Source organism: Rhizorhabdus sp. P4_G6 (assembly GCF_056401045.1).
Map to the genome: position 1 here is coordinate 18,560 of NZ_JBFUKC010000003.1, position 17,437 is coordinate 35,996.

The following is a 17,437-nucleotide window of genomic DNA, read 5'->3' on the forward strand; positions in this document are numbered from 1 at the left end:
CGACGATATGCGGGGCGTCCAGCGGAAGGATCAACCGCGCTTCGGCGGCAGGTTCTCGGCCATGCGCGGCATCGGCGCCGTCAGCGCATCGCCGTTCAGCAGGAAGCGGACGTTGCGATTGGCGAAATCGATCGAGACGCGGTCGAAAGCATGCAATGCGTCCATGCCCAGCAGGAGCGCCGGCTTGGAATCCAGGCCCAGCCGGTGAAAGATCTGCACGTCCGCAAAGGCGATCGGCATGTCGTTGATGCTCACGCCGCCGATCCGCACATGCCGGATATAGCTATAGTCCGCCATCGTCTGGCCACCGGTGACGCTGGTGATGGTGATCGGCACGAAAGGTCCGAGACGGTGGCGCTTCGCCAGCTTCGCCCGCAACAGCGGGTTGCCGATCGACACGGCCGAGCCGGTGTCGATGATGACGCTGATCTTCTGTCCGTCGGCGTCCGCGTCGACCAGGATGAGCTGGCCGAGCCTGCGGCGCGCGGTCACGACGATCTCATCGCTCGCCACGGGCATCGCGCGGGACGCGTCGCTGATCGACATGCGCATCTTGCGGAAATCCATGATCACCCGCTTGGTCTGCAGGCTGTCGATGCCGAGCATGCCGACGGCGCCGAGATGGTCTTGCGACAATATCGGCGCTTCGAGATCGGACAAATGGCTGCGGCTCGAGGTCAGGCGGAGTTCCGCGACCAGCGCCGTCTGAACCTCGTCCATGCCTGCGATGCTGAGCAGCGTGACCGGCTTTGCCGGTGCCAGTGTCAACCGGTCGGCCAGTTCGCGTGAGATGACCGTGCGTTCGGCGCCGGTGTCGACCACGAAATGATAAGGGCCGCCGCCGTTGATGGTCACGGGCACGGTCAGTCGCGCACTAAGGTCGCGACCGCCCTGGACCTGCTCGCTGTCGGCGACGTCGGGCGTCGCAGCCGGGAGCGCGCAGGCGAGCAGGGCAAGCGCGGCGAAGCCCGCAACGTCGCGGCAGATCGGCGGGATCCTCATCGTCGGCTCCTCTCCAGCTGTTGCGGCAGAATACGCCTTTGCGGGCACGGCCACAATCGGGCGTGCCGATTCGGATACGGAACCGGAGCAGCGACCGCCGGTTTAGCGACGATGCAGTAGTATGCGGAGAGTGAGATCATGAAAAAACTGCTTTATATCGCCCTCGCGGCGGCGAGCCTCTCGGCGCTCGCCGTGCCCGGCGCCGCCATTGCCGGTGACGAGGATGACGCGCGGGTCGCCATCGCAGCGGCCAAGGCCAAGCTCGACGCGGCCGAGAAGGCCGGTGTCGGCGGCAATGCCGGCGATGTCCTCAATCGCAGCCGCAGCGTCCTCGACGAGGCCAATGCCAGGTTCCGCAAGGACGAGGATCGCCACGCGCTGGTGCTGGCGCAGGAAGCGGACGCACTCGCCGATCTCGCGGCGGCAACCGCCGAGCTGCGCGCGCTGGAAAATGAGCGCTCGAAGATCGCTGCGAACTGATCGGTTGAAGAGGAAGATATAATGAACAAGCTCATGCTCAGCCTCGCGGCCGCCACGGCGCTCGCGGGCGTCGCCGGCCCTGCCTTCGCCGACAAGACCGACAAGCTCGTCACCGACGAATATCGCGAGAAGATCGCCGTCGCGCGCGCCGAACCCGGCGTCGCCGAATATGGCGCGGTCTATCTCGATCGTGCGTCGGACCGGATCGCCAAGCTCGACAAGAAGCTCGACAATGACAAGTCCGGCCAGGCCGAAGCCGTCGCCGGGGAAATCAACGCGCTGATCGAGACGGCGCGGACGCGTGCCCGCATCGCCATGCTCAAAGCGGATGTCGAGCGCGCCAAGGCGCAGGCGGCAGCCCAGACCAATGAGAAGGTCGCCGACGCGCAGGCGACTGCCGCCAGCGCCCAGGCCGATGCCGCTGCGGCGCGCGCCGAGGCCGATCGGCTCAAGGCGAAGATGCGCGACTATCAACTCAAGCAGACCCAGTTCGGCGCAACCCTGGTTCTCCAGGATGTCGTGTTCGAGACCGGCAAGGCCGACCTCAAGGCCGGGTCGGCCCAGCGGCTTCAGCCGCTCGCGCAATATCTCCAGGCCAATCCCGCGGTGAAGGTGCGGATCGACGGCCACACCGATTCACAAGGGGCGGACGCCTATAACCAGCAGCTGTCGCAGGCGCGTGCCGAGGCGGTGCGGACGGCGCTGGCCGGCATGGGCGTTGCGTCCGACCGGATTACGGCGGTCGGGCATGGCGAGACCCAGCCGGTGGCCGACAACAAGATCGCCGCGGGCCGCCAGCAGAACCGCCGCGTCGAAGTGACGCTGGTCGGCCAGCAGGCGGACGCTTTCGCTGCGGTAAACTGACGGCAGGCGACCATCAGCGCGCTATTCGCCCGTCCGCCACCTCGGCGGGCGGGCGTTTTGCCGTTCGCCTTGTTGCGGGCTGGCAACGAAGCGGATTAAGTGCCCCTGTCACGGGATTTCAGCGGTGACATCGCGCGACATGAAAAGGACTCTAGAAGCGTCGGCATGAAGACGGACGATCGCCCTGCCCAAGCCGTGCGCCCCGGCCTTGCGCTGGCAGTGTTGCTGCTGTCCGCGTGCAATGCGGGCCCGGATTATCGGCCGCCCACCGCTTCCGCGCTCAAGATTCCCGATCAGTTCCAGTCATCCTCCACGATCACGCCCGAGCAGGACATGGTCGACCTCGCCCGCTGGTGGGAGAGCTTCGAGGATCCGGTGCTTACCCAACTGGTCGATCGCGCCTTTGCCGGCAATCTCGACGTCGCCGCCGCTGGCGCGAGGCTGCGCCAGGCGCGCGCCAACCTGCGCGGTGCGCGGGGCCAGGCGCTGCCCTCGGTCGACGCCAGCGCCTCGGTTTCTCGGAGCATCGGCAATGACGGTTCGTCGATCATCGATCCTGCGACCGGGCAGACGATAAGCCGCGGCGGTGACACCACCGTCTATCGCGGCGGCTTCGATGTGGCGTGGGAGGCCGATCTGTTCGGCGGCATCCGCCGCTCGATCGAAGCGGCCAGGGCATCGGCCGAGGTCGGCGAGGCCGACCTGCGCTTCACTCAGGCGAGCATCGCCTCGGAGGTCGGGCTCAACTATGTCGACGCCAGGCTCGCCCAGATCCGGCTGCGCATCGCCCGCGAAAACCTCTCTTCCCAGGACGATACGCTGGAAATCGTCGGCTGGCGTCGTCAGGCCGGGCTGGTCTCGAGCCTGGACTATGAACAAGCGCGGCAGCTCCGCGCCCAGACCGCGGCGACGATCCCGACGATCGAAAACGACTATAGCACCGCAGTGAACCACATCGCCGTGCTGCTGGGGGAGGCGCCCGGAGCCGTCACGGCGCTGATCGATCCGCCGGCCTCGATACCGCTCGCCCCCGGCGTCGGTGCGCCCATTCCGGCGCAGGTCATCGAGCGTCGGCCCGACGTCGCGAGCGCCGAACGGGCGCTGGCCGCCGAAAGCGCGCGGATCGGTGTCGAAACCGCGCAGCTCTATCCAGCGCTGCGGCTGTCGGGCACCTTCGCCGGCTCGGCGACGTCCGTGGGAAATCTCGTCGGCAACGGCATCGGCAATCTGATTGCCGGCATCACCGCGCCGATTTTCGAAGGGGGGCAGATCCGCGCTGCGATCCTCGGCCAGCGCGCTGCCGCCGATGCGGCCTATGACGCTTATCGCAAGGCCGTCCTGACCGCGCTCGAGGAGGCGGAGAATGCGCTCAAGGGCCGGGAGGTGGCCGAGCGGCGCGAGGGCGATCTGGTGGTGAGCTACGAAGCTGCGAACAATGCGGCGACCTATGCCCGCCTGCAATATCGCTCCGGCCTGATCGATTTCCAGACGCTGCTCGATGCCCAGCGCAGCCTGTTGTCCACGCAGGATGCGACGGCGACCGCCCGCGCAGCCCGCGCCAGTGCTACCATCCAGCTCTACAAGGCGTTGGGTGGCGGCTGGCAGGCCGCCCCGATCCCGGCGCCTGGCCCGTTCGAAGATCGCGGAAATACGGCCGAGCTACCCATGCAGTCCGAAAAGAGACCTTGATGGACGAGACCGACAAGCAACCTTCACCGCCGCCGGCGTCGTCGCAGCAGGATCTGGACGAATTCCTGGGCATCGAGCCGGCATCGCCGCGCGCGGCGCTGTTCCGGCGGATCGGCATAGGGCTTGCGATCCTCGTCGTGCTGGTGATCCTGTGGCGGCTGATCTTCGGCGGCGACGACAAGGCTGGATATGCGACGCGCCCGGTAGAGCGCGGAGACCTCACCGTCGTCGTTTCCGCGACCGGCAACCTCGCACCGACGAACCAGGTCGAGGTCGGTTCGGAGCAGTCGGGCACAGTGGTCGAGGTCTATGTCGATAACAATGATCGTGTCCGCAAGGGCCAGCTCCTCGCCAAGCTCGATCCGTCGCGGCTCGAGGATTCGGTGAACCAGGCGCAGGCGGGCCTCGCGTCCGCCCAGGCCGGAGTCCAGCAGGCCGAGGCCACCGAGCAGCAGGCGCGTGCGACGTTGCGACGACAGGAGAGCGTCTGGCGATTATCGGGCGGAAAGGTTCCGTCCGCGACCGAACTGGACGTCGCGCGGGCCGATGCCGCCCGCGCGGCGGCCGGCGTTGCGACCGCGCGTGCGGCGGTCGACCAGGCGCGAGCAACACTGTCCTCTGCACAGACGGCGTTGTCGAAAGCCTTCATCAAGTCGCCGGTCAACGGCCAGGTGCTCTCGCGATCGATCGAGCCCGGCCAGACCGTCGCCGCTTCGCTCAATGCTCCGGTGCTCTTCACCATCGCCGAGGACCTCCGCCAGATGCGGCTGGAGGTGAAGGTCGACGAAGCCGATGTCGGGCAGGTTCGCAAGGGCCAGCGCGCGACCTTCACGGTCGATGCCTTTCCCGGCCGGACCTTTCCCGCGACGATCGAACGAGTCGACGTCGGCGCCAACGCCACGACCGGCGGCACGTCGAACACCACCGCGACGAGCAGCGCGGCCACCAGCGGGGTCGTCGCCTATACAGCGCGCCTGACGGTTTCCAATGGCGACGGGCTGCTTCGGCCCGGCATGACCGCGACCGCGGACATCATCACCACCGAAAAGAAGAATGTCCTGCTGGTGCCGACCGCTGCGCTGCGGTTCTCGCCCGATCGCCAGCGCGCCGCGAGCGAGAGCGGCGGGCTCGCCAGCGTGCTCGCCCCCCGGCCGATGCGCCGCAACAGCGGCAGCGCCAAGGAGGCTTCGATCGGGCGCGGCAGCAAGCAGACGGTCTATGTCGTGGCGGAGGGCGGCGACACGCCGCAGCCCGTCCAGATCACCGTCGGCGAGAGCAATGGCAGCCAGGCGCAGGTGACCGGCGGCGATCTGACCGAAGGCACCCAGGTCGTCATCGGCCAGTTTGCGGCCGACGGCCAGGGCGCGGGAAGCGGGCAGCGGCGCAATGGCCAATGACATCGCCATCGGCGAGACGCTGATATCGCTGCGCGGGGTAACCAAGGTCTTCGGCGAGGGGGCGACAGCTTTCGCCGCGCTCAAGGGCGTCGACATCGATGTCGCCCGCGGCGACTTCGTCGCGGTGATGGGGCCGTCGGGATCCGGCAAGTCGACGACGATGAACATCCTCGGCTGTCTCGACGTGCCGACCGCCGGCATTTTCCTGTTTCGCGGCCATCATGTCGAACGGCTAGAGCGCGATCAGCGGGCACTGCTGCGCCGACGCTATCTGGGCTTCGTCTTCCAGGGCTTCAACCTGCTGGCGCGCACCACCGCGCTCGAGAATGTCGAATTGCCGCTGGTCTATCGCGGCGAGGACAAGATCACCCGCCGCACCATGGCCATGTCGGCGCTCGACAAGGTCGGCCTCGCGGACTGGTGGGACCACACGCCGGCGGAGTTGTCCGGGGGCCAGCAGCAGCGCGTCGCGATCGCCCGGGCGATCGTCACCCATCCCGATGTGCTGCTCGCGGACGAGCCGACCGGCAATCTCGACAGCGAACGCTCGGTCGAGATCATGGAACTGCTGTCCGACCTCAACCGCAACAGCGGCATCACCGTGCTGATGGTGACGCACGAACCGGACATGGCCGCCTATGCCCACACGATCATCCACTTCCGCGACGGCCTGGTCGAGCGGGCCGAGGCGACCAGCGGCCCAGGGGTGAGGGCGTGACCCTCCTGCGTTCCCTACTCGTCGTTCCAGCGAAAGCTGGAATCTCATGCGTCGTTGGCGCGCATTCATCTCCTGGGATTCCAGCTTCCGCTGGAATGACGATTCGTTTCGCCGGATCGTCCTGATGTACGCCACGACCCTCCTCCTCGCGGTGCGCGAGATCCGGCGGCACCTGTTGCGATCCTTCCTGACGATCCTCGGCATCGTCATCGGGGTGTGGGCGGTGGTCACGATGGTCACGCTCGGCAATGGCGCTACCGCCGCGGTGAAACAGCAGATTTCCAGTCTCGGCTCGAACGTGCTCCAGGTCCGTCCCGGCCAGGGCTTCGGGCGCGGCGGCGGCGGGCCGCAGCCGCCCGACTTCAAGATCGAGGACCTCGACGCGATCCGCAGCCAGATCGTCGGGGTGACCGCGGTCGCGCCGCTGGTCCAATCGACCGGCCCTGCGGTCTACAACGCCGCCAACTGGTCGACGACCGTGAACGGCACCAACAGCGAATATTTCGTCGCCCAGCCGTGGAGGTTCAGCAGCGGGCGATCGTTCAGCCCGGCCGAGGAGCAGGGCGGCAAGGCGGTGTGCATCATCGGCAACACCGTCCGCACCCGGCTGTTCCGCGGCACCGACCCGGTCGGCAAGCGCTTCCGGATCAAGAATATCTCCTGTGAGATCATCGGCACGCTCGCCGCCAAGGGGCAGGGCGGCTTCGGTAACGATCAGGATGATGTCGTGTTGATGCCCTACAAGGCGGTGCAGCGGCGGATGACCGGCAATCGCGACGTGCGGACGATCATGGTATCTGTCGACGCCGCCTATGACAGCCAGCAGATCCAGGCGTCGTTGCGCAAATTGCTGCGCGATCGCCGTCACCTGACCGCCGACACCGAGGACGACTTCAACATCTTCGATACCAAGCAGATTTCCGACACGCTGCAGGGCACCACCCAGATCCTTACCTCGCTGCTCGGCGCGGTGGCTGCGGTCAGCCTGCTGGTCGGTGGCATCGGGATCATGAACATCATGCTGGTGTCGGTCACGGAGCGGACCCGCGAGATCGGCATACGCCTCGCCATCGGCGCCGTGGCGCGCGAGGTGTTGCTCCAGTTCCTGGTGGAGGCGGTGACGCTTGCCTGTCTCGGCGGACTGCTCGGGCTGTTCCTCGCGCTGGTTTCGACGATCCTTCTCGCGCCGATGCTGCAGGTGCCTTTCATCTTCGATCCGCAGATCAACCTGCTCGCCTTTTTCTTTTCGGCGCTCATCGGTGTGGTATTCGGCTATTTCCCGGCACGCCGTGCGGCGTCGCTCAACCCGATCGAGGCTTTGCGGCACGAATGAAACGCGCGTTCCTCCTGCTGGCGGCGATGGCAGCGCCTGTCGCTGCACGGCCGGCCGCGCCGGCGGCGGCTTGCTCCGAGCCCGTGAAGCCGCAGCTGTTCATATCGCCGATGGGCGAACCCTTCCGGCCGAACGGGGACAACGACAACCCGGTCAAGCGCTGGTTCGACGAGGCCGATCGTGATCATGACGGCAAGCTGACGATCGGCGAGATGATGCTCGACGGCGACCGCTTCTTCGCGACGCTCGACAAGGATCATAGCGGCGAGCTGCTGCCCGACGAGGTCTATGCCTATGAGCAGGATGTCGCCCCTGAGATCCGGCTCTACCAGCGCCGGCCCGAACCCGATCGCGTCGCCGGCGGGGAGCGCAGCCAGGAGCGGCCGCGTGCGCAGCGGCGCAGGCCGGGCGGGCTTGGCAGCGACGGTGCAACGGGAGCCGGTCGCTATGGTCTTCTCAATATCCCCAACCCGGTCGCGTCGGCCGACGACGATATCAACCGCGCCGTGTCTGCCAAGGAGTTCCGCGCCGCCGCAGCCGAGCGCTTCCGTGACCTCGATCCCAACCAGAGCAAGGCGCTGAGCCTGGCCCAGTTGCCGAGCACGCCGGCCCAGATCGCCGCCAACGCCGCCTGCATTGCCGGCGTAAGGGACGCGAAGGCGCGGCGATGAGCAGCGCCAATCCCGCGATCCTGGTGGTCGACGATGACGCCGACCTGCGCACGCTGATAACCGATTTCCTGCGTGCCAACGGCCTGCGCGTCGAGAGCGCGGCCGATGGCACCGAGATGGATGCCCGCATCGCCGCGGAGCGGCCCGACCTGATCGTGCTCGACCTCATGATGCCCGGCGAGGACGGGCTGTCGATCCTGCGGCGGCTCCGCAAGCCGGGCGGACCGGCGGTGATCATGCTGTCGGCGATGGGCGAGGATACCGACCGCATCATCGGGCTGGAGGTCGGCGCCGACGACTATCTCGCCAAGCCGTGCAACCCCCGCGAACTGCTCGCCCGCATCCGGGCGGTCCTGCGCCGTCGCGGCGACGAGGCGGCAGGGGCGACTGGTGGTGCGGTGCGGCGCTTTGGTCCCTGGTCGCTCGACATCGTCCAGCGCGAAGTGCGGCGGCTCGACGCTGCGGCGGCGCCGCTTACCGATGCCGAGTTCCGGGTGCTGGCAGCCTTTCTCGACCGTCCCCAGCGGGTGCTCAGCCGCGATCAGTTGATCGAGGCGGGCAAGGGCATCGACAGCGATGTGTTCGACCGCGCGATCGACGTGACGATCAGCCGGCTGCGCAAGAAGCTGGGGCCCGACGATCCGATCCGGACGATCCGCAACGAAGGCTATATGTTCACGCTGCGGGTCGAGGGCGAGTAGAACAGCGGATGAAGCGCGCGCGCGGCCCCGCCCTGTCGATCTTCTGGCAGACGCTGCTGCTGCTGCTCGCCAGCGTTGCCGCAGTGTTCGTCGTCACCGTAAGCTTGTTCCTGTCGTCGCCGCCGCCGCGTCCCGACTTCAACAGCCTCTCGGATATCGCCGAGGCTTTGTCGGGGCGTCGCGTCGCGCGCAGCCCGTCCTGGCAGGCGATCACCATCCCGCGCGATCGCGACGGCCGGCTGGCGGAGCCGCTGGAGCCCCCCCGTTCCGATTATGAGGAGCGCGAGCGCGAGCGGCGGCTGAGCGCCATCCAGACGATATCGGTGCCGCAGCCCGAGCATGAGATGATCGCCATACCCTATTTCACGGCACGCCTCGCGGCCCAGATCGGTGTGCCCATCGATCGCGTGCGCCTCTATTTCGATCCCGACCAGCGCGGTCATATGCCGTTTCGTGCGAATGGCGACCGTCGGGTGATCATGCGCGGCGGCGAACCGATCTTCTTCGATACAGTGGTGGCCGGCCTGCGGACGGAGGCCGGCTGGCGGGTGGTGCGCACCCCGCCGCGCGCCTGGCTGGCGCCATGGCAGATCCGGGTCCTCGCGCTGTTCGGCCTGAGCATCCTGGCGGTGATTCCCTTCGCCTGGGTCTTCGCCCGCGCGCTCGCCAGGCCGATCCGCCGGATCGCCGAGGCCGCAGACCGCATGGGGGCCAATCCGCAAGCCCCGCTGATCGTCGAGGAGGGGCCTGCCGAACTGCGCGTCACCGCCCATGCCCTCAACCGGATGCAGCAGCGGCTGCTTGCCTATCTCACCGAACGCACCAACATGATCGGCGCGATCGCGCACGACTTGCGTACGCCGCTGGCGCGGATCGCTTTCCGTATCGAAGGCGCGCCCGACGAGATGCGCGAGAAGATCCAGGGCGATATCGAGCAGATGCGGGCGATGATTGCCGCGACGATTTCGTTCGTGCGCGACACGGCGCGGATCAGCATCGTCGAACCGGTGCGGCTCGACGCGCTGCTCGCCGATCTGGCAGCGGGCGAGCGCGAGATCGGGAGGCCTGTCACCTTGGGCGAGGTCGAACCGGCGGCGGTCGCGGGCGATCCGATGGCGCTGAGGCGTCTGTTCCAGAACCTCATCGACAATGGCGTCGCCTATGGTGGCGGGGTCGAGATCGGGCTGGCCTGCGACGATGGAGACGCCCTGGTCCGTATCGCCGACCGCGGACCCGGCGTCCCCGCGAAGAATCTGGAAACGATGTTCCGGCCGTTCGAGCGGGGCGAACCTTCGCGTAATCGCTCGACTGGCGGGATCGGCCTGGGCCTGAGCATCGCACGCGCGATCGCGCAGGAACATGGCGGCGGCCTGACGCTGGCGAATCGCGAGGGCGGGGGGCTACAGGCGATTTGCCGGTTGCCGGCCCTTCCTGCGAAGTGACCGGACAACCTTTTGTTTCGCGACCTTCGCTCCACGTCACAGGAAATTTCCCGGCGCATGCCACGCCCGACAGGATCAGGCGTTCGCTAGCTACAAGCGTCAACGGCTTTGTAATTTTATATCGCGATGTTATTATTTCCTGACTAAGCCGCGCGCTCGCCTGGGCCACGGCGTCGAGAGGATCCTGTCGATGACCGGCCGTAACCTGCCGCCCCTGTCGCTCCACGTACCGGAGCCGCCGTTCCGGCCGGGTGAGCCGGCCGATTACAGTAGCTTCGAAATGCCGGTTGCCGGTGCAGTGGCGCGGCCCGCGATCGATGCCCGGCCCGCCGATATCCGCGACCTGAGCTATACGATGGTACGCGTGCTCGACGGCGAAGGGCGGGCGCAGGGGCCGTGGGATCCGCGCCTTAGCCCCGAAACGTTGCTGAAGATGCTTCGTAGCATGGCGCTGACGCGCGCATTCGACGAACGGCTCTACCGCGCCCAGCGGCAGGGCAAGACCAGCTTCTATATGAAATGCACCGGTGAGGAGGCGACGTCGGTCGCGGCGGCGCATGCGCTCGACTATGACGATATGTGCTTTCCCAGCTATCGCCAGCAAGGGTTGCTGATCGCGCGCGACTGGTCGATCGTCGACATGATCAACCAGATCTATTCGAATCGCGCGGATCGACTGAAAGGCCGGCAGCTGCCGATCATGTATTCGGTGCGCGAGGCCAACTTCTTCTCGATCTCCGGCAACCTGACCACCCAATATCCGCAGGCTGTCGGCTGGGCGATGGCCAGCGCGGCGCGCGGCGATACGCGGATCGCTGCGGCCTGGTGCGGCGAAGGTTCGACCGCGGAAGGCGACTTCCACTCGGCGATGACCTTCGCCTCGGTCTATCGCGCGCCGGTCATCCTCAACGTGATCAACAATCAGTGGGCGATTTCATCCTATTCGGGCTTTGCCGGCGCGGAAGCTACCACCTTCGCAGCGCGTGCGATCGGCTATGGCATCGCGGGGCTGCGGGTCGACGGCAATGACGCTTTGGCCGTATATGCCGCGACCCAGTGGGCAGCCGATCGTGCGCGCGGCAACCATGGCCCAACCCTGATCGAGCATTTCACCTACCGCGCCGAGGGACATTCGACATCGGACGATCCGAGCAAATACCGCTCGGCCGAGGAGAGCAGCAAATGGCCGCTGGGCGATCCGATCGTGCGGCTCAAGCAGCACGTCATCGCGCTCGGCCTCTGGGACGAGGAACGCCACGCCGCGATGGACCGCGAAGTGGCCGAGCTGGTTCGGACGGCCCAGAAAGAAGCCGAGAAGAACGGCGTCCTGCAGGACGGCCTGAAGCAGTCGTTCGACAGCATGTTCGAGGATGTGTTCGAGGAGATGCCCTGGCATCTCAAGGAGCAGTCGCAGCAGATGCACGACGAACGCAAGGCAGCGGGAATATGAGGGCAGCATCCTTCGTTCTCCCAGCCGTCATTCCAGCGAAAGCTGGAATCTCCCTGTTCTTCATCTCCGAAGGCAAAGAGATCCCAGCCTTCGCTGAAATGACGCGGTCCAGGGATCGGGCAGCATGACCGGCGAGACCCGCACCATGAACATGATCCAGGCGATCAACTCCGCATTGGAGGTCGCCATGGCCCGCGACGACAGGATCGTCGTGCTCGGCGAGGATGTCGGCTATTTCGGCGGCGTCTTCAAGGCGACCGAAGGCCTGCAGAAGAAGTACGGCAAGACCCGCGTGTTCGATACGCCGATCAGCGAGAACGGCATCATCGGCGTCGCGGTCGGCATGGCAACCTATGGGCTGCGGCCGGTGCCGGAGATCCAGTTCGCCGACTATATCTATCCCGGGCTCGACCAGCTCGTCTCGGAGGCGGCGCGGCTGCGCTACCGCTCGGCGGGCGAGTTCACCGCGCCGATTACGCTGCGCACGCCGTTCGGCGGCGGCATCTTCGGCGGCCAGACCCACAGCCAGAGCCCCGAGGGCATCTTCACCCATGTCGCGGGCGTGAAGACGGTGATCCCGTCGAATCCCTATGACGCCAAGGGCCTGCTGATCGCGGCGATCGAGGACAATGATCCCGTCATCTTCTTCGAGCCGAAACGCATCTATAACGGTCCGTTCGACGGCCATTATGACCGGCCGGTTTCACCTTGGGCGAAGTTCGCCGAGAGTGCCGTGCCCGAAGGCCATTATACCGTGCCGCTGGGCAAGGCGAAGATCGTCCGGCCCGGCGAGGACGTCACCATCCTGAGCTACGGCACGATGGTGCATGTCGCGCTCGGCGCGATCATGGAGAGCGGGATCGATGCCGAACTGATCGACCTTCGCACGCTGTTGCCCCTCGATATGGAGACCATCGCCGCCTCGGTGAGGAAGACCGGGCGTTGCGTCGTCGTGCATGAGGCGACCAAGACCAGCGGTTTCGGTGCCGAGCTGTCGGCGCTTGTCCAGGAACATTGCTTCCATTCGCTGGAGGCGCCGATCCAGCGGGTCACCGGCTGGGACACGCCCTATCCCCATAGCCTCGAATGGGCTTATTTCCCCGGCCCGGTGCGGCTGACCGAAGCGCTCAAGCGCGTCATGCAGGATTGATCCGATGGCCATCTATAGCTTCAGGCTCCCCGACATCGGCGAAGGCATTGCGGAGGCGGAGGTCGTCGCATGGCATGTCGCGGTGGGCGACATGGTCGAGGAAGACGCGCCGCTCGCGGATATGATGACCGACAAGGCGACGATCGAGATGACCGCACCGGTAGCGGGCAAGGTCGTCCGGATCGCCGGCGCGATCGGTGACATGGTGGCGACCGGATCGGTTCTCGCCGAGTTTGAGGTCGAGGATGAGGCCGAGGCGACACCGACCATCGAGGTCGCCCCGAACGAGGCGGCGCAGGTGGTGAAGCCGGATCCGATACCTTCTCCCCCCCGCCTCCGGGGAGAGGACGGGGAGGGGAGGAGTGTTGGAGGGTCCGGCGTTGCGCCAGTCTCTGGCTCGGCCCGTCTTCCTGTCCAGCAAGGCAGCTCTTTGGTCCATTCGGGGGATGGATCTGCTGCCTTGCTCCCCGATGGGGAGAAGGGGAAAAAAGTCCTTGCCTCCCCCGCCGTCCGCCAGCGCGCGAAGGATCTTGGCGTCGATCTCGCGCAGGTGAAGACCGCCGAACCCGGCCGCATCCGCCATGCCGACCTCGACGCCTTCCTCAGCTACAATGCCGGCGGCGGTTATCGTCCGGCGGGCGGCGGGCGTGCCGACGAGCAGGTCAAGGTGATCGGCCTGCGCCGGCGCATCGCCGAGAATATGGCCGCGTCGAAGCGCGCGATCCCGCACTTCACTTATGTCGAGGAGATCGACGTCACCAAGCTGGAGGAACTGCGTGCGGATCTCAACGCAACGCGCGGAGAAAAGCCAAGGCTCACCCTGCTGCCGCTGTTGATCAGCGCAATCTGCAAGGCGCTGCCCGATTACCCGATGATCAACGCGCGCTATGACGACGAGGCGGGCATCGTCACGCGCTCGGGCGCGGTTCACCTCGGCATGGCGACGCAGACCGAGGCGGGCCTGATGGTGCCGGTGATCCGCAACGCCGAGAGCCGCAACATATGGCAGCTGGCGGGCGAGATCGTCCGCCTCGCCGAGGCCGCGCGCAGCGGCAAGGCGAGGTCTGAGGAACTGTCGGGCTCGACGCTCACCATCACCTCGCTCGGCCCGCTCGGTGGCATCGCCACCACCCCGGTGATCAACCGCCCCGAAGTGGCGATCATCGGCCCGAACAAGGTGGTCGAGCGCCCCGTGTTTCGCGACGGGCAGGTCGTCGCCGCCAAGCTGATGAACCTGTCGATCAGCTGCGACCACCGCGTCGTCGACGGCTGGGACGCGGCGAGCTTCGTCCAGGCGATCAAGCGGCTGATCGAGACGCCGGCGCTGCTGTTGGTGGACTGACCCATTGTCCCCCGCAATTGGGGAGGGCATGTTTATCGCTACTGCGGGTGCGGCGGACGGTTGTCGACGCCCCTCAGGAAGTCCGATCCCAGCGATGTCCGCGGTGCCGGTGGCGGAGCGACCCGCACTGGCGGTGGTGGAGCGGCTCGCACTGGCGGCGGCGGCGGGGTGACGCGCACCGGCGGTGCCTGCGGCTCGAAACCGTCCTCCGGCTCCGCGGCCGGCTCCGTGCCATCCTGCAGCGGCATCCCGTCGGCATCGACCAGGCCATCGTCGGGTGCGCCCATATAGGTTTCATCGTCCGGCTCGAGCTGGAACTCGGGCAGCGTGATCTCGGTCTCGAACTGTTCGACCGGCCGCCTGGCCACCGCAACCTTCATGAAATCGGCGAAGGCCCGGGCCGGAGCGCGGCCGCCCTGCAGCCCGGCAACGGTGCGGGCATCGTCGCGGCCCATCCACACGCCGGCGGTGATGCCGGAGGAGAAGCCGAGGAACCAGCCATCCTTGTTCGACGAGGTGGTACCGGTCTTGCCCGCCACCGGCCGGCCGATCTGGGCGGCGCGGGCGGTGCCGGTGTTGACGGCAGTCTGCAGCAGGTCGGTCATCTCGGCGGCGACCCACGGTGCGACCAGCACGCGATTGTCGTCGACCGGGTGCTGGTACAGCAGGTCGCCCTTCGCGGTGGTCACCTTGACGATACCATAGGGCACCACCGCCACGCCCTTGCGGGCGACGGCGGCGAAGGCGCGGGTCATGTCGATCAGGCGGACGTCGGAGGTGCCGAGCACCATTGAAGGATGGGTGTTGAGCTTGCTGCTGATGCCGAAGCGGTGGGCCATGTCGGCGACGGTGTCGAAGCCGACCTGCGAGCCCACCTTCGCGGCGACGGTGTTGATCGAAAAGGCGAAGGCTGTGCGGATGTCGATCGCGCCGGCATATTCGCGGTTGCTGTTGCGCGGGCTCCAGCCTTCGATCTCGACCGGCTCGTCGGTCACCGGCGTATCCGGCTTCATGCCGGATTCCATCGCCGCCAGATAGACGAACAGCTTGAAGGCGGAGCCGGGCTGGCGCTCCGCCTGGGTGGCGCGGTTGTAGATCGACGAGACATAGTCCCGGCCGCCGACCATCGCGCGAACCGCGCCATCGCGGTCGAGCGCCACCAGCGCACCCTGCGTGCCTGGCGGAGCATTGGCGCGGATCGCCGCATCGGCGGCGCGCTGCATCGCCGGATCGATCGTCGTCCAGACGTCGATTGGCTCGACCTGCTCGTCGACCAGCTGATCGAGCTGGGCCAATGCCCAATCGGTGAAATAGCGCACCGCATTCTGGTCGCGTCCGGCGGCGAGGCTGATCTTGGAGAGGTCGACCGCCTCGGCCTCGGACGGAGTGATCACGCCGGCGTCCTGCATCACGTCGAGCACGACCTTGGCGCGGCCGATCGCCGCGTCACGGTCTGCGGTCGGCGAATAATGCGACGGCGCCTTGACCAGGCCGGCGATGATCGCGCTTTCGCCGAGGTTCAGCGTGTTGGCCGAATGATCGAAGAATTTGCGGCTCGCGGCGTCGATGCCATAGGCGCCGCCACCGAAATAGACCCGGTTGAGATACAGCTCGAGGATCTGCTCCTTGGAGAATTTCCGCTCCATCGCCAGCGCCAGGATGACTTCCCTGAATTTGCGGCCGAAGCTGTAGGCGTTGGTGAGGAAGATGTTGCGCGCGAGCTGCTGCGTGATCGTCGACGCGCCCTGGAGCCGCCGGCCTTCGCCCTTGCGCTGCCAGGCCAGCCAACCCGCCCGGGCCATGCCGATCGGGTCGATGCCGGGATGCATGTAGAAGCGGCGGTCCTCGACCGCGACCATCGCCTTCTTCATCGTCGAGGGGATGCGGTTCGACGGCAGCCAGTCGCCATAGCTCGGCCCTAGCGAGACGATCACCGAACCGTCGGCGGCGCGGACGCGGACCATCTGGCCGTTCGGGCTCGATTTCAATTCTTCGAAACCGGGCAGCGAGGCCATTGCGATCAGCACTGCGATCACCAGCGCGCCAAGCCCGGCCAGCGTGGCGAACAGCGTGAATTTGAACAGGGTCCTCAGCCAATTCATGCGGCTAGTCCTGTCGCTGGATTTTTGCGGGGGTTTTGGAGCGGTGGGCATCGGCGGTTGCCGACTTATCGCCTATCCCTGTCGCTGCCAAGCGCATCACCCTCATATTCGGCCAATCCGCGGCCGCTATCGATCAACGACCCTTGCCGCTCGCTGAATGGCGGGCCGCCGTACCCTATGGCATGGCCTGTGCTGGACGGCTTGCCTAGAGGGCGCCCCGGGCGCTAGAGAGCGCGCCATTCAACGACAGCTCGGGATAGGGCGGCAATGGCCGGTCATAGCAAATTCAAGAACATCATGCACCGCAAGGGTGCGCAGGATAAGAAGCGCTCGTCGCTCTTTTCCAAGCTCAGCCGCGAGATTACCGTCGCGGCGCGAATGGGCCTGCCCGATCCGGCGATGAACGCCCGGCTGCGCTCGGCGGTCATCACCGCGCGCAAGGAAGGCCTGCCCAAGGACAATATCGAGCGCTCGATCAACAAGGCGTCGGGCGGCGATGCGACCAACTACGAAGAGATCCGCTATGAGGGCTTCGGCCCCGGCGGCGTCTCGCTGATCATCGAGAGCCTGACCGACAACCGCAACCGCACCGCGACCAATGTCCGGACGATCGTGTCGAAGAATGGCGGCAATCTCGGCGCGGGCGGCTCGGTCAGCCACGCGTTCGATCGGCTCGGTCTGATCAGCTACGGCCCGACGGCGGGCGATGCCGAGAAGGTGTTCGAGGCCGCGCTCGAGGCCGGTGCCGAGGATGTCAGCTCGAGCGAGGACGGCCACGAGATCTGGACCGCGATCGAGGCGCTCCACGAAGTCTCCAAGGCGCTCGAGCCCGTACTCGGCGAGCCCGAAGGCGCGAAGCTCGCCTGGCGGCCGCAGACGATGGTGACGGTGGGCGAAGAGGATGCGGCCAAGCTCCTCAAGCTGATCGACCAGCTCGACGATGACGACGACGTCCAGACCGTGTGGGGCAATTATGACGTGCCCGAGGACGTGATGGAGAAGCTGGGGTAACACTCCGCGAATGACATCATCCAGTCCGTCATGCTGAACTTGTTTCAGCATCCACCAGGCGGCGCGGGTAGACGCATGGTTGGGG

The 17,437-nt window shown here is 66.6% G+C and carries 15 protein-coding genes; 13 read left to right on the plus strand and 2 right to left on the minus strand.

Annotated elements, in window-relative coordinates:
• Positions 1 to 30 precede the first annotated feature (30 nt).
• Positions 31 to 1,002 (minus strand): retroviral-like aspartic protease family protein, encoded by a 972-nt coding sequence (locus AC1DPF_RS04195; RefSeq protein WP_477871360.1) that lies wholly within the window; start codon positions 1,000 to 1,002, stop codon positions 31 to 33.
• A 138-nt stretch (positions 1,003 to 1,140) separates the two neighbouring features.
• On the opposite strand from AC1DPF_RS04195, the gene AC1DPF_RS04200 reads away from it, so the two are divergent.
• From AC1DPF_RS04200 to AC1DPF_RS04255, 12 genes are all read left to right on the plus strand, one after another.
• On the plus strand, positions 1,141 to 1,482 hold the full coding sequence (locus AC1DPF_RS04200; RefSeq protein WP_477871358.1) for a hypothetical protein: 342 nt from the start codon (positions 1,141 to 1,143) through the stop codon (positions 1,480 to 1,482).
• Between the two features lie 21 nt (positions 1,483 to 1,503).
• The gene (locus tag AC1DPF_RS04205) at positions 1,504 to 2,346 is read left to right on the plus strand and encodes an OmpA family protein (RefSeq protein WP_477959873.1); all 843 of its coding nucleotides are present in this window, start codon (positions 1,504 to 1,506) and stop codon (positions 2,344 to 2,346) included.
• Between the two features lie 165 nt (positions 2,347 to 2,511).
• Entirely contained in the window at positions 2,512 to 4,035 is a 1,524-nt protein-coding gene (locus AC1DPF_RS04210; protein WP_477959875.1) for an efflux transporter outer membrane subunit, read from the plus strand.
• Positions 4,035 to 5,432: an efflux RND transporter periplasmic adaptor subunit gene (locus AC1DPF_RS04215; RefSeq protein ID WP_477871352.1), complete on the plus strand. Its 1,398-nt coding sequence runs from the start codon at positions 4,035 to 4,037 to the stop codon at positions 5,430 to 5,432. The genes AC1DPF_RS04210 and AC1DPF_RS04215 overlap by 1 nt, the downstream gene beginning before the upstream one ends.
• Positions 5,422 to 6,150 (plus strand): ABC transporter ATP-binding protein, encoded by a 729-nt coding sequence (locus tag AC1DPF_RS04220; RefSeq protein ID WP_477871350.1) that lies wholly within the window; start codon positions 5,422 to 5,424, stop codon positions 6,148 to 6,150. Before AC1DPF_RS04215 ends, AC1DPF_RS04220 begins: the two co-directional genes overlap by 11 nt.
• A gap of 124 nt (positions 6,151 to 6,274) precedes the next feature.
• Positions 6,275 to 7,483 (plus strand): ABC transporter permease, encoded by a 1,209-nt coding sequence (locus AC1DPF_RS04225; protein ID WP_477871348.1) that lies wholly within the window; start codon positions 6,275 to 6,277, stop codon positions 7,481 to 7,483.
• On the plus strand, positions 7,480 to 8,154 hold the full coding sequence (locus AC1DPF_RS04230; protein ID WP_477959877.1) for an EF-hand domain-containing protein: 675 nt from the start codon (positions 7,480 to 7,482) through the stop codon (positions 8,152 to 8,154). The genes AC1DPF_RS04225 and AC1DPF_RS04230 overlap by 4 nt, the downstream gene beginning before the upstream one ends.
• Positions 8,151 to 8,855 carry a response regulator gene (locus tag AC1DPF_RS04235; RefSeq protein WP_477959879.1) on the plus strand — a complete coding sequence of 235 codons (705 nt, stop codon included), beginning with the start codon at positions 8,151 to 8,153 and terminating at the stop codon, positions 8,853 to 8,855. The genes AC1DPF_RS04230 and AC1DPF_RS04235 overlap by 4 nt, the downstream gene beginning before the upstream one ends.
• Before the next feature lie 8 nt (positions 8,856 to 8,863).
• The gene (locus AC1DPF_RS04240; RefSeq protein ID WP_477959882.1) at positions 8,864 to 10,297 is read left to right on the plus strand and encodes a sensor histidine kinase; all 1,434 of its coding nucleotides are present in this window, start codon (positions 8,864 to 8,866) and stop codon (positions 10,295 to 10,297) included.
• Positions 10,298 to 10,487: 190 nt separating this feature from the next.
• Positions 10,488 to 11,747, plus strand: a complete 1,260-nt coding sequence (locus AC1DPF_RS04245) for a thiamine pyrophosphate-dependent enzyme (protein WP_477959884.1) — start codon at positions 10,488 to 10,490, stop codon at positions 11,745 to 11,747.
• 145 nt (positions 11,748 to 11,892) lie between these two features.
• Positions 11,893 to 12,897, plus strand: a complete 1,005-nt coding sequence (locus tag AC1DPF_RS04250) for an alpha-ketoacid dehydrogenase subunit beta (protein ID WP_477960170.1) — start codon at positions 11,893 to 11,895, stop codon at positions 12,895 to 12,897.
• 4 nt (positions 12,898 to 12,901) lie between these two features.
• Positions 12,902 to 14,239 carry a dihydrolipoamide acetyltransferase family protein gene (locus AC1DPF_RS04255; RefSeq protein ID WP_477959886.1) on the plus strand — a complete coding sequence of 446 codons (1,338 nt, stop codon included), beginning with the start codon at positions 12,902 to 12,904 and terminating at the stop codon, positions 14,237 to 14,239.
• A 38-nt stretch (positions 14,240 to 14,277) separates the two neighbouring features.
• Here the strand turns inward: AC1DPF_RS04255 and AC1DPF_RS04260 are convergent, their stop codons facing one another.
• Positions 14,278 to 16,341: a transglycosylase domain-containing protein gene (locus tag AC1DPF_RS04260; RefSeq protein ID WP_477959888.1), complete on the minus strand. Its 2,064-nt coding sequence runs from the start codon at positions 16,339 to 16,341 to the stop codon at positions 14,278 to 14,280.
• Positions 16,342 to 16,608: 267 nt separating this feature from the next.
• Here AC1DPF_RS04260 and AC1DPF_RS04265 point away from each other — a divergent pair, with 267 nt between their 5' ends.
• Complete coding sequence (locus AC1DPF_RS04265; RefSeq protein ID WP_477871334.1) at positions 16,609 to 17,352, plus strand: YebC/PmpR family DNA-binding transcriptional regulator; 744 nt, start codon at positions 16,609 to 16,611, stop codon at positions 17,350 to 17,352.
• Positions 17,353 to 17,437 lie beyond the last annotated feature (85 nt).

Coding starts and splice junctions, on each gene's coding strand:
- AC1DPF_RS04265 (WP_477871334.1), top strand. CDS start 16,609: ATGGCCGGTCATAGCAAATTCAAGAACATCATGCACCGCAAGGGTGCG.
- AC1DPF_RS04255 (WP_477959886.1), top strand. CDS start 12,902: ATGGCCATCTATAGCTTCAGGCTCCCCGACATCGGCGAAGGCATTGCG.
- AC1DPF_RS04205 (WP_477959873.1), top strand. CDS start 1,504: ATGAACAAGCTCATGCTCAGCCTCGCGGCCGCCACGGCGCTCGCGGGC.
- AC1DPF_RS04225 (WP_477871348.1), top strand. CDS start 6,275: ATGTACGCCACGACCCTCCTCCTCGCGGTGCGCGAGATCCGGCGGCAC.
- AC1DPF_RS04200 (WP_477871358.1), top strand. CDS start 1,141: ATGAAAAAACTGCTTTATATCGCCCTCGCGGCGGCGAGCCTCTCGGCG.
- AC1DPF_RS04220 (WP_477871350.1), top strand. CDS start 5,422: ATGGCCAATGACATCGCCATCGGCGAGACGCTGATATCGCTGCGCGGG.
- AC1DPF_RS04215 (WP_477871352.1), top strand. CDS start 4,035: ATGGACGAGACCGACAAGCAACCTTCACCGCCGCCGGCGTCGTCGCAG.
- AC1DPF_RS04245 (WP_477959884.1), top strand. CDS start 10,488: ATGACCGGCCGTAACCTGCCGCCCCTGTCGCTCCACGTACCGGAGCCG.
- AC1DPF_RS04250 (WP_477960170.1), top strand. CDS start 11,893: ATGAACATGATCCAGGCGATCAACTCCGCATTGGAGGTCGCCATGGCC.
- AC1DPF_RS04230 (WP_477959877.1), top strand. CDS start 7,480: ATGAAACGCGCGTTCCTCCTGCTGGCGGCGATGGCAGCGCCTGTCGCT.
- AC1DPF_RS04235 (WP_477959879.1), top strand. CDS start 8,151: ATGAGCAGCGCCAATCCCGCGATCCTGGTGGTCGACGATGACGCCGAC.
- AC1DPF_RS04195 (WP_477871360.1), bottom strand. CDS start 1,002: ATGAGGATCCCGCCGATCTGCCGCGACGTTGCGGGCTTCGCCGCGCTT.
- AC1DPF_RS04210 (WP_477959875.1), top strand. CDS start 2,512: ATGAAGACGGACGATCGCCCTGCCCAAGCCGTGCGCCCCGGCCTTGCG.
- AC1DPF_RS04260 (WP_477959888.1), bottom strand. CDS start 16,341: ATGAATTGGCTGAGGACCCTGTTCAAATTCACGCTGTTCGCCACGCTG.
- AC1DPF_RS04240 (WP_477959882.1), top strand. CDS start 8,864: ATGAAGCGCGCGCGCGGCCCCGCCCTGTCGATCTTCTGGCAGACGCTG.